Source organism: Acinetobacter sp. TSRC1-2 (assembly GCF_049895885.1).
Classification (GTDB): domain Bacteria; phylum Pseudomonadota; class Gammaproteobacteria; order Pseudomonadales; family Moraxellaceae; genus Acinetobacter.
Window position 1 is genome coordinate 33943 of sequence record NZ_JAFCTF010000016.1, and the last position, 13978, is coordinate 47920.

Consider the following 13978-nt stretch of genomic DNA (forward strand, 5'->3'; position numbering starts at 1 on the left):
TCTCTCCTTAAAATGCTTTAGTAACACTTAAACCTGCGCTCCAGTTCGCACCATCTGCAGGTTCAAAGAAACGACCATTGCCATCATTGACAATGACTGAGCCTACATACTCTTCATCAAATAAATTATCGACCCGGGCGAAAGTACGCACTTTCCAGTCTGCACTTTTCCAGATATAACCCACATTAGCACTGGTTAGGCTATAGCTTGGTGCAGCATCAAAATTGAGATCATCGACATATAATTTGTCAATATAGCGAACATCTAGCCCAGCGTTAAAGCCAGTTTCCGGCTGCCAGCCCAAAGATGCAAAAGCCTGATTTTTAGCTACACCTGGAATGTAATTCCCTTTCGCTACTACCTTTGCAGGGTCAGTATTTAGGATATCGGCATCGAACGTAGCATCGATAAAGCTATAACTGGCCTGAGCAGTCAGATCACGCCATAGCTTTTTATTCCATGAGAGTTCCGCACCTTGTCTTAGCGTTTTATCGGCATTGCGGAAAGTATTCCGTCCATTGTTCGATTCACCTGACACGATGTCATTTTGGGTTTCACTTTGGAACACGGCTGCCGTGAAATTACCAAAACGATTTTGAGATTTCAAACCCAATTCATAGTTATCGCTGGTCGCAGGGTTTAAGTCAAAGTTAATTCCCGATGTTGCAACCGTTGGATAAGCCATTTCAGTAAAAGTCGGTGTTTCAAAACCTTTGGCATAACTCATGTAAGTCGAAAATTGTGGAGTAATGTTCCAGGTTAATGCGGCAGAAGGTAAAAGTTTTTGATAATCCGTTTTCCCACTGTCATCACCATTATCTGTGACAATATAATGATCTTTAGATTCATAATGCACATTGCTATAACGCAGACCAGTATCTAAAGTCCAATTGGGTAAAAAATCCCAAGATGCTTGGACATATGGATCTAAATTCCAAAGAGTATTTTTCTCATCACGGCGTAAATTCCCCTTGATGCCATATTGTGGCTGATTATTTACCAATACAAAGTTTTCATAACCTTGACGGTCTTCATCCAGATAGTCAAAGGCCAGTCCTGCGGTTAAACGGGTATTTGGCAGTAAATCCTTACCTGTCCAACGTAAATCTGTACCGTAATAATAACGGCTAAAATCAATGACACCGCCTGCATGACGTGGGTTTACTTGTGTTGAACTGGGGATAGATTGATATTGCACGACCTCACGTTGACCGTAATAAGCCATCGCATTTATTTCATGCCGATCATTAATCGGTTTCGACCAAGTCAGACCAGTTTGAGTCTGATTAATTTCTTTACGTACATCAAACTGTTTTAAGAATGGGACTTGTTGTTTTGGGTTTTCTTTCCATTGCGCTCGAGTCAAACCCTGAGGATCATCAGCATTGATATCGACATGATTCACAATCCAGTTCACTTTTGAACCGTCATCTAAATCCCATGTCAGTTTGGCATTGCTTAACACTTTTTTGGCAGCGCTATGCTCACGATAGCCATCGGTATCAAAATAAGAAGAGCTTACGACATAACTGGGTTCATTGGCTTTGTCTGCACCCCCTTGCAAGACAATATCCGCACGACCTTTGTTATGACTCCCCCCCGAGTAGCCCAACTGGATAGAGTCACGGCCCTCACCTTCTTTAGTGGTGGTTAAAATCGTCCCGCCAGAAGAATTGCCATACAGTGATGAAAATGGTCCACCCAAGACTTCAATATGATCCAGACTTCCTAAGTCAATATTCGAGGTTTGCCCCTGACCATCAGGCATGGTTGCCGGAATGCCGTCAACATATAAACGTATGCCCCGTACTCCAAAAGTAGAACGTGCACCGAAGCCACGCATCGAGATTTGTAAATCCTGTGCATAATTCTCACGGTTATTCAGTTGTAAGCCAGGCACACCTTTTAAGGTTTCAGATAAATTGACCCCTAGATTATTTTCATTGTTATTCTGATCGATTCGATACACCGAAGCCGGTGTTTGCAACCAGTCTGTATCTGTGCGTGTCGCTTCAAATTTTAAGGTCGGCAACAAAACAGGTTCCGTAGAACCTGTTTCAGCATATAGATTTTGGCAGATACATGCCGTCAGGCAAAGTAAAGTCATATTGATCGGCATCACGTGATATTTACCTTGCATGGCCTGTTCTCTATGTCATATTAAAATAACTACTTTAGAGCTTAAACCAAGTACCAAGGCATCGTCCACGTTATTTGTAGCGCCTGGGTTAATAACATATTGAATATTCGGACGAAGCATTAACCACTGGGTTGGGTAATAGCTGTAGTTCAATTCAACATTGTATTCGGCACTGGCATTAAATGCGGCATTATTGACACGGTCATTCACATGCACACGGTTTACACCCAGACCTAGAATGTCATTTGGTTGAGAATCCAGTAAACCAATATATTTCACACCGATTTGTTGTAAATTATCGACTTCATTGGTGGTACGGTCATGCTAGGTAAAGTTGGCAAAGCTATGCAGGCCCTGTTTGCCAGAACCGGTTGAGGTCAATTGCTGTTCTACAGCCAACCAGCCAGCATAAGTGCGATCTTCACCCACTGTACCTTTTGCATATGCGACATCATATTGATTCTTAGCTTCATCCGCCGTGTTATATATCGCACCTACTCGGTAGCTCCCCGGCAAACCGTTTTCCCATGATTTAGGTTGCCAGACCACTTCAACGGGAATGGTTACACCATCGGCATGATCAGTATCCAAGTTCCAGCCATGACGTTCCAAGGCATTTTCAGGGTTGTATTCATACACACCCACTTGGGTAAATACTTCAGGCGTTACCTGATATTTCAAACGACCACCCCATTGTGAAACAGGCGTGTTCATCCAGATGTTACCTTGCCATTTCCCCATTTGTGCCGCACAAAATGCCGTACTTCGGAAATCACACGCCATCACGTTAAAGTCCATCCCTAGACCTAAACGACCGAGTTTGACACTCACCCCTTGCGCTTTAAAATTCTTTTCAATCGACAATTCACTTAAACGTGTTTTTTGATTACCACGACCAAAGTTTGCTTAAACATTGGCAAGTTGTGGCACCTCACCTTGTAAATCATCAACTGTTGTACTTTGTCCTTGACGTGCACTCACCGCAGCACGAATGGTTACGCCTTCCCAGCCTGCAAGTTTTTCCATATCAAAAGTTGAACCTAACCAAAACTGGCTCGCTACAGTCGGATCATTTCCCGCATCACGACCACCATCGGCTAAATAGGCAACATCAGCCGCAATATTGGCATCAAATTTCACCCCTTAAGCAGCAAGTTCAGTACGTTTCCCGTTCCAGTCACCCAATAAGTATTGACCATTGGAATCAAAAATATTTTCAGCGTGAGTTTGTGTCATGACAACCAAAATCAAAGTTGGCAATAGAGCGAGACTAAATTTTTTCATAAGGAAAACCACAGCAACATTTAGAGGCTACAATTCAAATAAATTGTATATATTGTGTGAGAATTACATAATTTCTAAACATTAATCTCATCAATTTTTCTATCATAGAAAAAACAAAAAGTTATATATAAATTAAAATAAATAACAATTAGTTTGATTAAAATTAAATATACCAATATTTTTCAATAAATTAAGTAAAAAACAAAATTTAAAAAATAATTACTCATGTTAAAAATGGCAGTTAAAATTAGACTAATGGGTATATTTTTAATCAATTTAAAAGATAGATATTTATAATTTAAATGAGAAATCTCACTTGCTGCAATTTAAAATAAAAACTTGCATTCAGCGACTTGCAACCCGATATTAGCTTTATCTACTCACACTAAAATCCAACATGCCTGAATTACCTGAAGTCGAAACCACCAAAACCAGTTTATTACCTTTAATTGACCAAAAAGTCTTAAAAGTTGAAGTGCATCAGTCTAGTTTACGCTGGCTTATCCCTGAAGATATTCAGAAATTGAAAGGACAAAAACTGCTTAAGCTGACCCGACGTTCTAAATATATTTTGGCAGAGTTTGAACACAATACTATGCTCTGGCATTTAGGCATGTCGGGTAGCTTTCGTCTTTGCGATGCCCATACAGAATTACGCAAGCATGATCATTTGATTATTCAGTTTGAAGATGTAGAACTGCGTTATCACGACCCGCGTCGTTTTGGCTGTATTTTGTGGTTAGATCCCCACTCACAAAGCAAACTGATTGATACTTTAGGACCTGAACCTTTAAGTGAGGCATTTAATACTGATTATCTGTTCGATAAATTTAAAAAGAAAAATGTCGGTGCCAAAGTGGCGATTATGGACAATCATATTGTGGTCGGTGTAGGCAATATTTACGCAACTGAGAGTCTGTTTAATCTCGGTATTCACCCTGCCCAGCCTGCATCAAGTTTAACCCGTCTTCAAATTGAAAAATTGGTCATTGAAATTAAACGAATTTTAAAACAGGCGATTGATTTAGGCGGTTCTACCCTACGAGACTATAGTAATGCGATGGGTGAAAACGGCTATTTCCAGCAAACTCTGTTGGCCTACGGTCGTGCTGGTGAAATGTGTGTCAACTGTGAAACGACATTGGAAAATTTGAAGCTTGGACAACGTGCCAGTGTATTTTGTCCGCAATGTCAGCCTTTAAAAAAAGTTAAAATAGCGACCAAGACTCCATCTAAAGGGAATAAAGCATGAAATCTGCCATCGTCCGTCATATTTTAGTCAAAGATAAAGAGTTGGCTGAACAACTCAAAAAGAAAATTAAAGCCGGTGCAGATTTTGCCAAAATTGCCAAACAGCATTCAACATGCCCATCAGGTAAAAAAGGTGGTGAACTTGGAGAGATTAAAAAAGGTCAGTTGGTTGGTCCGATTGATAAAGCCGTATTTACGCTGGCTGAACGTGAATTACATGGCCCCATTAAAAGTCAGTTCGGTTGGCATTTGTTAGAAATTAAGTTTCGGATGGATTAAGCTTCAGATTTTAAATCCCCTCTCCTTTTAAGAGATAAGAAGTACTACTTCGTAAGGGAAAGGTAAATCACAAATAAAAAAACGGCACCTCAAGATGCCGTTTTTTTATGAATAAAATTATACCTGCGGACGTTTTTTTAATTCATCGCGAATTTCGCGAAGCAATTCGATATCGGCTGGAGTTGTTGCGGTTTCCTCTACCGGTCCTTCCTGTTTACGTAAACGGTTCATGAGTTTCACCAACATGAATACCACCCAAGCCAGAATAAGGAAGTTTAAGAGTACGGTTAAAAAGTTACCATAAGTCAGTACGTTTACACCCGCCTTAGTTAAGGCATCTAAAGATTGTAAATTATCGGGGTTCTTCCCTAATATGAAAAATTTCTGAGTGAAATCTACACCACCACCAGTAATCACAGTGATTAAAGGCATAATAATGTCATTAACCAATGAATCAATGATTTTACCGAAAGCACCACCAATAATGATCCCAATCGCTAAATCCATCATATTGCCTTTAATGGCAAATTCTTTAAACTCTTGAACAATACTCATATCTTTCTCCCGTTTATCTTTAAAGCTATTCTTTATTAATATATTTTGAGAACTGTATGATGCGGTAATGCATCTATAACAGTTCATAATTCCTTCTAACTTACTCGGAATTATTTAAGTTGAATATATTGAATTGCTAATTATAAACAAAAAAAATGCTATCAATTCCTTGATAGCATTTTTTCATAACATTGCTCTTAGTGAACAAAATTATTTTGAATCTTATTTACCACGGTTACGTTTACGTTCGTTTTCAGTCAACCAACGTTTACGGATACGGATTGATTTAGGTGTTACTTCAACCAATTCATCATCTTCAATGAATTCAAGCGCTTGTTCAAGTGTGTATTCAATTGCAGGTACTAATGTTAACGCTTCATCTGTACCAGATGCACGTACGTTAGTTAACTGTTTCGCTTTAGTCGGGTTAACAGCCATGTCGTCAGAACGTGAGTTAATACCTATGATCATACCTTCGTAAACTTCTAACTGTGGTTTAGCGAATAGACGACCACGGTCTTGAAGAGTGAACAGTGCATAGCCAAGGCAAGTACCTTGAACCATAGAAATTAATACACCGTTTTGACGTTTCGCAACAGTACCTTGTTTCATTGGACCGTAATGCGAGAAGCTTGACGTCATGATCCCTGTACCAGAAGTCATGGTCAGGAATTCAGAACGGAAACCAATCAAGCCACGTGAAGGAACAGTCGCTTCAATACGGATACGGCCTTTACCGTCAACTTCCATATTGGTCATTTCGCCTTTACGGTGACCCATTTGTTCCATTACAGAACCTTGGTGCTGTTCTTCAACGTCGAAAGTCACGTTTTCGTACGGTTCTTGTTTTACACCGTCAACTTCTTTCAAGATTACTTGTGGACGTGATACGCCCATTTCGAAGCCTTCGCGACGCATGTTTTCAATCAGAACTGAAAGGTGAAGTTCACCACGGCCAGACACTTTGAAACGGTCTGGAGAATCAGTATCTTCAACACGTAATGCAACGTTGTGAATCAATTCACGGTCTAGACGTTCACGGATGTTACGTGAAGTAACGAATTTACCTTCTTTACCAGCAAACGGTGAGTTGTTTACTTGGAATGTCATGGTTACTGTAGGTTCGTCTACAGACAATGGCGGTAAAGCTTCAACATTTTTAGGATCACAAATTGTGTCAGAAATGTTAAGTGCATCAATACCAGTTACACAAACGATGTCACCAGCATTTGCTTCTTCAATATCTACACGGTCTAAACCATGGTAACCCATAATTTTTAAGATACGACCGTTACGAGTCTTACCTTCTTTATCGATTACAGTAACTTGGGTATTTAATTTTACTGAACCACGTTGAATACGACCCACACCGATAACACCTACGAAGCTGTTATAGTCAAGTGAAGACACTTGCATTTGGAATGGACCATCAACGTCAACTTTTGGTGGTTCAACGATATCTACGATTGTTTGGAACAAAGGTGTCATATCTTCAGCAAGTTCTTCTGGAGAAGGACCTGCAACACCACGTAAGCCTGAAGCATAAACAATTGGGAAGTCTAACTGTTCATCAGTAGCACCCAGGTTGTCGAACAAGTCAAATACTTGGTCAATTACCCAGTCTGGACGCGCGCTTGGCTTGTCTACTTTGTTAATGATTACGATTGGCTTTAGACCGCTTGCAAAGGCTTTTGATGTCACAAAACGCGTTTGTGGCATTGGACCTTCTTGAGAGTCAACAAGAAGCAATACACAGTCAACCATTGACATTACACGTTCAACTTCACCACCGAAGTCTGCGTGTCCCGGGGTGTCCACGATGTTAATGCGATATTCAGTGTTTGTACGCGCATCTAGCCATTTAATTGCAGTGTTTTTTGCAAGAATGGTAATACCACGTTCACTTTCAATAGCGCCAGAATCCATGACACGCTCGATCTCACCCGCGCGATCACCGAGAGCACCTGATTGTTGCAAAAGTTTGTCTACAAGAGTGGTTTTACCATGATCGACGTGCGCAATAATGGCGATGTTACGGAGAGTTTTAATATCTGACATGTATATTCGATGCATATTTAATTTGAGGGCAAATTATACAGAAAAATACAAAGTTTTAGTAGTGACAGTTCAGTGACAGTTACAAGTTTTTTTGACAAATCAGGCTTTTTTTCATTTGTAATGTCCTGTAACTCGATTAGAATAACGGCAAATTGCTGCTGTACCTTCTTACATGTCTGATTTAAATACCCCTCCCGAACAAAAAGAGCGCCTTGATTTGGTCTATGGATTGAATGATCGTCCTCAACCCGTCATCGCGTTTTTGGCTGCACTGCAACATTTACTTGCAATTATTGTCCCGATTGTCACGCCCGGTTTGCTGATTTGTTTAGCCCTCGGTGTTTCAAAAGAAGACACCAATATGATTCTTTCAATGTCATTGGTGATCTCGGGCATTGCTACCTTTTTACAATGTAAGAAGGTCGGTCCTTTTGGGGCAGGTTTGCTGATTGTTCAAGGTACCAGCTTCAACTTTATTGGCCCAATTATAGGGATTGGCTCGGCAATGGTCGCTGCGGGTACCCCTGTTGAAGCCGTCATGGCCTCTATTTTTGGTGTGGTGATTGCAGGCTCATTTATTGAAATGGGTGTTTCACGCATCTTACCGTGGGTGAAAAAGCTCATTACTCCGCTTGTTACAGGTATTGTTGTCCTGCTGATTGGTTTGACCTTGATTAAAGAAGGTCTAATTAGTATGGGGGGCGGTTATCAGGCAATGGGCGATAAAACGTTCGCTAACGCTGATAACCTGATCATGTCATGTACCGTACTGGCGGTCATTATTATTTTGAATCGTATCCGTATTACCTGGGTAAAAAGCTCGGCGATTCTAATTGCTTTAATTATTGGCTATACCCTTGCAGGCTTCATGGGACATCTTGATTTTTCCGGCTTAAAAGATGCACCAATTGTTCAAATTCCGACCCCGATGCACTTTGGTTTAAGTTTCTCTTGGAGCTTGTTTATTCCAATGGCATTTATTTATCTGGTAACGTCGCTAGAAGCGATTGGTGACATCACCGCAACTTCTAAAATTTCAAACCAACCGGTAGATGGTCCGAAATGGATGGAACGTATTAAAGGTGGCGTGCTTGTAAATGGTGCAAACTCTTTCTTAGCCGGTATTTTTAATACTTTCCCAAGTTCTGTCTTTGCACAAAATAACGGTGTGATTCAACTGACTGGTGTTGCCAGCCGTTATGTCGGTATCTGGATTGCAGCTTTATTGGTGATTCTTGGATTGCTTCCTGCGGTTGCGGGTGTCATTCAAGCGGTTCCTCAAGCCGTGTTGGGTGGTGCGGTTATGGTAATGTTTGGTGCTGTTGCAGCTTCTGGGATCAATATCCTTTCAGGTGTGCAACTTGACCGTCGTGCGTTATTGATTATTGCAATCTCACTTGCCCTCGGTTTGGGGGTTGCACAAGTGCCACAAATTCTTGAACACCTGCCTGAATTATTCCGTAACATCTTCAGTTCAGGTGTAGCTACAGGGGGTATTGCAGCATTGTTATTAAATATTATTCTTCCTGAGTCGAAGAAATAATTTCATTTCAGCATCAACTCTGCCCAGCATTGTCTGGGCAGAGTTTTTCAATGGCGAGATAAAAAAATGGATCCAAGAAGTGAAGTTGTCATTCGACAGCATGAATATCTTTCAGGACGTATATTGTTGGTTAATGCACCAACAGATGACTTACTTTCCAATTTAGAGAAAGACATCACCCCTAGTTTGTGGACTTGGAATTATAATGAATTTCAATATTTTCAGTCACAACAAGCCAATGTCCATTTTGGTGTCGACCTTCCTGAGGCTGATTTTGATCAAGCGATCATTTTTGTGCCGAAGTCAAAAGAATTATTAAATTATATCTTACACAATGTCGTAAGCCGTTTAAGTTTAGGTTCTTCTATCTTTCTGGTCGGTGAAAAAAAAGCCGGTGTCGAACGCGCAGCCAAACAACTGCAACCTTATGGCAAAGCCCTTAAACTCGATAGCGCACGTCATTGTCAAATGTGGCAACTCACCATTGAATCTACAGTGACTGCGAAGACTTTGGCAGATTGGGCGCAGCAATATACGGTCGCGACGCCTAAAGGTGATTTAACCATCTGCGCTCTTCCGGGTGTATTTAGTCAAAATCGCTTAGATCTAGGCACAGCCGTATTGTTGCCTTTTTTATCGCAAGTGACTTCAGGTAAAATTGCTGACTTTGGCTGTGGTGCGGGTGTGATCAGTGCTTATTTAGCCAAACTGAATTCTAAAAATCGTATCTTCGCGATGGATGTTGATGCTTTTGCTTTGGCATCTACCCGTATGACCTTTGAAAAAAATAATCTTGCACCAGAACAACTTGAAATTACCGCAGTGACGGGTATTGAAGATGCTCCACTATTCTTGCATGCCATCGTCAGTAATCCCCCTTTCCATCAGGGTATTCAAACCAATTACAACGCCAGTGAAAGTTTATGCAAAACTTCACGACGTCATTTAAAATCGGGCGGCGAATTATGGATTGTGGCAAACCGCTTTCTGAATTACCCATTATTAATTGAGCAGAATTTTGGTCAGTGTACGACTAAAGCCGATCAACAAGGCTTTAAAGTGCTGTTCGCCAAGACTAAAAAAAGTGTTAAGGAACAATGATGAGCGAAACAGATCAACCCCACCTACAGCGTAAGCTTGGTGCTCGCCATCTCAATATGATCGCCATTGGTGGCTCCATTGGTACAGGATTATTCTTGGCTTCTGGTGCAACCATTGCCAATGCGGGTCCCGGTGGTGCCTTACTTGCTTATGCTCTTATTGGTTTAATGATTTATTTCTTAATGACGAGTTTGGGCGAACTGGCTACACACAACCCCACTTCAGGGGCCTTCTTTACCTATGGGACTAAATATGTGGAAGGCGGCTTTGGTTTCGCCTTAGGTTGGAACTATTGGTATAACTGGGCCATTACCGTTGCTTTTGAACTGGTTGCGGTACAGTTTATTATGAAGTTCTGGTTCCCTGATATTCCAGGTTTCTACTGGAGTGCCATTTTCCTTGCCATTATTTTTGGTATTAATGCCCTGACCGTCAAAAACTTTGGTGAAACTGAATTCTTCTTCTCTTTGGTCAAAGTTATTGCGATTATTGTATTTATCATTATTGGTATTGCCATGATTGCAAAAATCATGCTGACACCGAATATGGTCACTTTCTCCAACTGGACCAAAGGCGATGCACCTTTTGTTGGCGGCTTACAAGCGATGATTGGTGTCGCGATGATTGCCGGCTTCTCGTTCCAGGGAACTGAGATGGTGGGTGTTGCAGCAGGTGAATCCAAAGATCCTAAAAAAACTATCCCTGTTGCCATTAAACAAATTTTCTGGCGTATTTTACTGTTCTATGTGTTGTGTATTTTTATCATTGGTACCTTAGTTGCCTATGATGATCCACGTCTATTACAAGCCGCTGCCAGTGAAAACATTACCCTTTCACCATTTACATTGTTGTATGAAAAAGCAGGTTTTGCCTTTGCTGCAGGTTTAATGAATGCGGTGATTCTGACTGCAATATTGTCTGCGGGTAACTCAGGCATGTATTCCTCTACCCGTATGCTATTTGATATGGCACGTCAGGGACGCGCACCGAAATGGTTTGCTAAACTCGACCCTCGTGGCGTACCGATGAATGCGCTTTATGCCACCACTGCAATTGCTGCACTCTGCTTTTTAACGACATTTATTGGCGAACAAGAAGTGTTTAACTGGCTGCTGAATATGTCTGGGATGTGTGGTTTTATTGTCTGGTTAGGTATTGCCATTTCACATTACCGTTTCCGTAAAGGCTATTTAGCACAAGGCTATAAACTGGAAAATTTAGCTTATACAGCCAAATTTTTCCCTTTTGCACCATGGTTTGCTTTTATCCTTTGCTCAATCATTATTCTAGGTCAAAACTATGAAGCATTGATTGGTGGAAAAATTGACTGGTTAGGTTTACTTTCAACCTATATCAGTATTCCGTTATTTCTTGCGATCTGGTTAGGTTATAAATGGAAATATAAAACCAAACTGATTCCATATAAAGAAATGGATGTTCAACCTGTAAATGTAGAACGCGATTAAGCTTTTATTTAAAAAAACAGCCTTCGGGCTGTTTTTTTATACTGTTGCCCTGACCAGGTGAATCTGTCTTCTATAATACTGAACCTTCTGCAAAAAATTGTTTTAAAGCAAAACTAACTTCATTCTTATGCGTAGTACACAAACCATGCGGCGCTCCTTTAATTTGCTCTTCTACGCCCTGCTTTAAAAGCTTTACCGCCTGTCGACTACAAATTTCTGGAGGTACAATTTCATCTGCGGTTCCATAAAGTACCAAAGTCGGTACCGTGATCTGTTTTAAATCTTCGCGCAAATCTGTTTCTGAAAAAGCCTCAATACAATCATAATGTGCTTTGATCGAACCTTGCATAGCGATACGCCAAAAATTTTGCATCACACCTTCAGATTTTTTATTGAGTAATTTGTCGTAACCATAAAATTTCTTTGCAAAATCCAGATAAAAATCAGCTCTGTTATCCAATAAATTTGCACGCATTTCATCAAATACTTCTAGATCAACTCCGTCTGGATAATCATCTCGCTTAATCATTAACGGAGTCACAGCAGCAATCAACGCAAGTTTAGTAACCTTCTGCTGTCCATACTTTGCTGTGTAACGTGTAACTACTGCTCCCCCTGTAGAATGCCCGACTAAAGCAAAATTATCTAAATTTAAATGTTCAACCAATTGATGTAAATCTTCTGCATATTGATCAATAGTATGTCCACCCCAGGGTTGACTTGACCGCCCATGTCCACGCCGATCAAATGCAATGACCCGATAGCCATGTTCAGCTAAAAATAACATTTGATCTTCAAAAGCATCACTGGATAAAGGCCATCCATGTGAAAAGACAATTACATTACCTTTTCCCCAATCTTTATAATAAATTGAGGTGCCATCTTTAGTCGTTAGCATCTGTGTCATTGTTTAGCTTCTTTTTATTGTATAGGGGTATTTATTAGAACAAGATAAAAATGAAACAGTGTATTAAACAAGTTATGCTTATGTAGTGGGTATAAAAAAAGCAGCCCTAAGGCTGCTTTTTCTAGATCAGATCAATAATTAATTATTGAGCTTGAGTTGGTTCAGCAACAACTGTACGGCTACCAGAAATTGTCGCGAATACACGACGGTTCATAGCACGGCCTTCTTTAGTGTTGTTGTCAGCAATCGGTTGATCCCAAGCGAAACCTTGAGTAGACAAACGAGCTGGATCTACATTGTATTCATTTACAAGTGAAGATTTAACAGAGTTAGCACGAGCTAAAGATAAACGTTCGTTCAATGCACGTGGACCAGTGTTATCTGTATGGCCTTCGATGCGAGCAGTAGCGTTTGGATATTCAACTAACTTCTCAGCAACTTTAGCGATTTCTGGTTTGTACTGATCTTTGATGTTTGATTTGTTTGTATCAAAGAACACACGAAGTTCCATATTAAGGTCTTCGGTCAACTCTTGTGGAGCTGGTTGAACCGGAGCTACAGGTTCAACTGGCGCAACTTCAACTACAGGAGCAGCTGGTTTCAAGTGACCGCCAAGAACTACGTTAAGACCAGCTAAAGCTGTATAGTTCCAGAATTTTTCGTCAAAGTTATAAGTACCACGAGCTTCAGTACGTAGAGATAAAGCATCGTTTAAGCGCCAGAAAGCACCAAGACCAGCGTTACCTAAAGTACCTTCTTCGTCACTGTGGAAAGCAACATCATCGATGTCATATTTGTAATGACCAGCACCTAACAATACATAAGGCTTAATTTTGCTGTCATAGTTTTTAGTGATCAAATCAGAAGTAGCATAGAAGTTACCATTGATTTGAGTTTGTTTGTATTCTGAACCAGCAACGCCAGTACCGTCTACATCACCTTTAACTTGGTTATATTCAGCTTCAAAACCTAACCATGGAGTTAGTTCTACACCAACTGCAGCACCTACAAACAAATCGTCTTGTAATTCAGGACCATTTGTAAGTTCGCCATCCGAACCATCGTTGTTGTGTTGAGTGTCTTGGAATGTGTAACCAAGCATTAATGGTGTAATAGTTACGCCAGCGTTAGCAGCAGCCAAAGGTGCAGCAACGAGCATTGCTAATGCAATACGACTCATTTTCATGGAATTATCCTCCAGAGATAACAATTGTTGTTCAAGCTCAAGCCTAAATTTGGGCTATCCTGAGATAGGCTTTCCAATACCCCAGTTTTATTTTTAAGCCATTCACTTTGAATCATACAAACACTTTATTTTTTTCCAAGTGCTTGATAATTTTAATCAAGTAAATTATTGACAAAATTACTTACAATTTCCGTTGTAATTCGGTAAT

At 40.5% G+C, this 13978-nt stretch carries 10 protein-coding genes and 1 pseudogene; 5 read left to right on the forward strand and 6 right to left on the reverse strand.

Features of this window, described 5'->3' with window-relative positions; translation table 11 throughout:
- Positions 1-7: 7 nt before the first annotated feature.
- Positions 8-2140: a TonB-dependent receptor domain-containing protein gene (locus ACP69Y_RS14870; RefSeq protein ID WP_425919230.1), complete on the reverse strand. Its 2133-nt coding sequence runs from the start codon at positions 2138-2140 to the stop codon at positions 8-10.
- Between the two features lie 15 nt (positions 2141-2155).
- Positions 2156-3424, reverse strand: a pseudogene (locus ACP69Y_RS14875) (carbohydrate porin).
- 397 nt (positions 3425-3821) lie between these two features.
- Between ACP69Y_RS14875 and mutM the strand changes: the two are divergent.
- On the forward strand, positions 3822-4676 hold the full coding sequence (gene mutM, locus ACP69Y_RS14880; protein ID WP_425919231.1) for a bifunctional DNA-formamidopyrimidine glycosylase/DNA-(apurinic or apyrimidinic site) lyase: 855 nt from the start codon (positions 3822-3824) through the stop codon (positions 4674-4676).
- Entirely contained in the window at positions 4673-4954 is a 282-nt protein-coding gene (locus tag ACP69Y_RS14885; protein ID WP_131217661.1) for a peptidylprolyl isomerase, read from the forward strand. The genes mutM and ACP69Y_RS14885 overlap by 4 nt, the downstream gene beginning before the upstream one ends.
- Positions 4955-5071: 117 nt before the next feature.
- Here the strand turns inward: ACP69Y_RS14885 and mscL are convergent, their stop codons facing one another.
- Both mscL and typA read right to left on the reverse strand, forming a co-directional pair.
- Positions 5072-5509, reverse strand: a complete 438-nt coding sequence (gene mscL, locus ACP69Y_RS14890) for a large conductance mechanosensitive channel protein MscL (RefSeq protein WP_425919232.1) — start codon at positions 5507-5509, stop codon at positions 5072-5074.
- A 222-nt stretch (positions 5510-5731) separates the two neighbouring features.
- Positions 5732-7567, reverse strand: coding sequence for a translational GTPase TypA (typA, locus tag ACP69Y_RS14895; protein WP_425919233.1), 1836 nt, complete (start codon positions 7565-7567; stop codon positions 5732-5734).
- Positions 7568-7739: 172 nt separating this feature from the next.
- Between typA and ACP69Y_RS14900 the strand changes: the two genes are divergently transcribed.
- The 3 genes from ACP69Y_RS14900 (at position 7740) to ACP69Y_RS14910 (ending at position 11677) form a co-directional block, all read left to right on the forward strand.
- Entirely contained in the window at positions 7740-9110 is a 1371-nt protein-coding gene (locus tag ACP69Y_RS14900) for a uracil-xanthine permease family protein (RefSeq protein ID WP_425919234.1), read from the forward strand.
- Between the two features lie 66 nt (positions 9111-9176).
- Positions 9177-10211, forward strand: a complete 1035-nt coding sequence (locus ACP69Y_RS14905; RefSeq protein WP_425919235.1) for a methyltransferase — start codon at positions 9177-9179, stop codon at positions 10209-10211.
- Complete coding sequence (locus ACP69Y_RS14910) at positions 10211-11677, forward strand: amino acid permease (protein ID WP_425919236.1); 1467 nt, start codon at positions 10211-10213, stop codon at positions 11675-11677. Before ACP69Y_RS14905 ends, ACP69Y_RS14910 begins: the two co-directional genes overlap by 1 nt.
- 70 nt (positions 11678-11747) lie before the next feature.
- Here ACP69Y_RS14910 and ACP69Y_RS14915 read toward each other — a convergent pair whose 3' ends face one another.
- Both ACP69Y_RS14915 and omp38 read right to left on the reverse strand, forming a co-directional pair.
- Positions 11748-12584: an alpha/beta fold hydrolase gene (locus ACP69Y_RS14915; RefSeq protein WP_425919238.1), complete on the reverse strand. Its 837-nt coding sequence runs from the start codon at positions 12582-12584 to the stop codon at positions 11748-11750.
- A 142-nt stretch (positions 12585-12726) separates the two neighbouring features.
- Complete coding sequence (omp38, locus tag ACP69Y_RS14920; protein WP_425919239.1) at positions 12727-13770, reverse strand: outer membrane protein Omp38; 1044 nt, start codon at positions 13768-13770, stop codon at positions 12727-12729.
- Between the last annotated feature and the right edge of the window lie 208 nt (positions 13771-13978).

What these genes read in the sequence shown, in the direction of transcription:
- ACP69Y_RS14870 (WP_425919230.1), bottom strand. Translation starts at nt 2,140, where the DNA reads ATGCAAGGTAAATATCACGTGATGCCGATCAATATGACTTTACTTTGC.
- mutM (WP_425919231.1), top strand. Translation starts at nt 3,822, where the DNA reads ATGCCTGAATTACCTGAAGTCGAAACCACCAAAACCAGTTTATTACCT.
- ACP69Y_RS14885 (WP_131217661.1), top strand. Translation starts at nt 4,673, where the DNA reads ATGAAATCTGCCATCGTCCGTCATATTTTAGTCAAAGATAAAGAGTTG.
- mscL (WP_425919232.1), bottom strand. Translation starts at nt 5,509, where the DNA reads ATGAGTATTGTTCAAGAGTTTAAAGAATTTGCCATTAAAGGCAATATG.
- typA (WP_425919233.1), bottom strand. Translation starts at nt 7,567, where the DNA reads ATGTCAGATATTAAAACTCTCCGTAACATCGCCATTATTGCGCACGTC.
- ACP69Y_RS14900 (WP_425919234.1), top strand. Translation starts at nt 7,740, where the DNA reads ATGTCTGATTTAAATACCCCTCCCGAACAAAAAGAGCGCCTTGATTTG.
- ACP69Y_RS14905 (WP_425919235.1), top strand. Translation starts at nt 9,177, where the DNA reads ATGGATCCAAGAAGTGAAGTTGTCATTCGACAGCATGAATATCTTTCA.
- ACP69Y_RS14910 (WP_425919236.1), top strand. Translation starts at nt 10,211, where the DNA reads ATGAGCGAAACAGATCAACCCCACCTACAGCGTAAGCTTGGTGCTCGC.
- ACP69Y_RS14915 (WP_425919238.1), bottom strand. Translation starts at nt 12,584, where the DNA reads ATGACACAGATGCTAACGACTAAAGATGGCACCTCAATTTATTATAAA.
- omp38 (WP_425919239.1), bottom strand. Translation starts at nt 13,770, where the DNA reads ATGAAAATGAGTCGTATTGCATTAGCAATGCTCGTTGCTGCACCTTTG.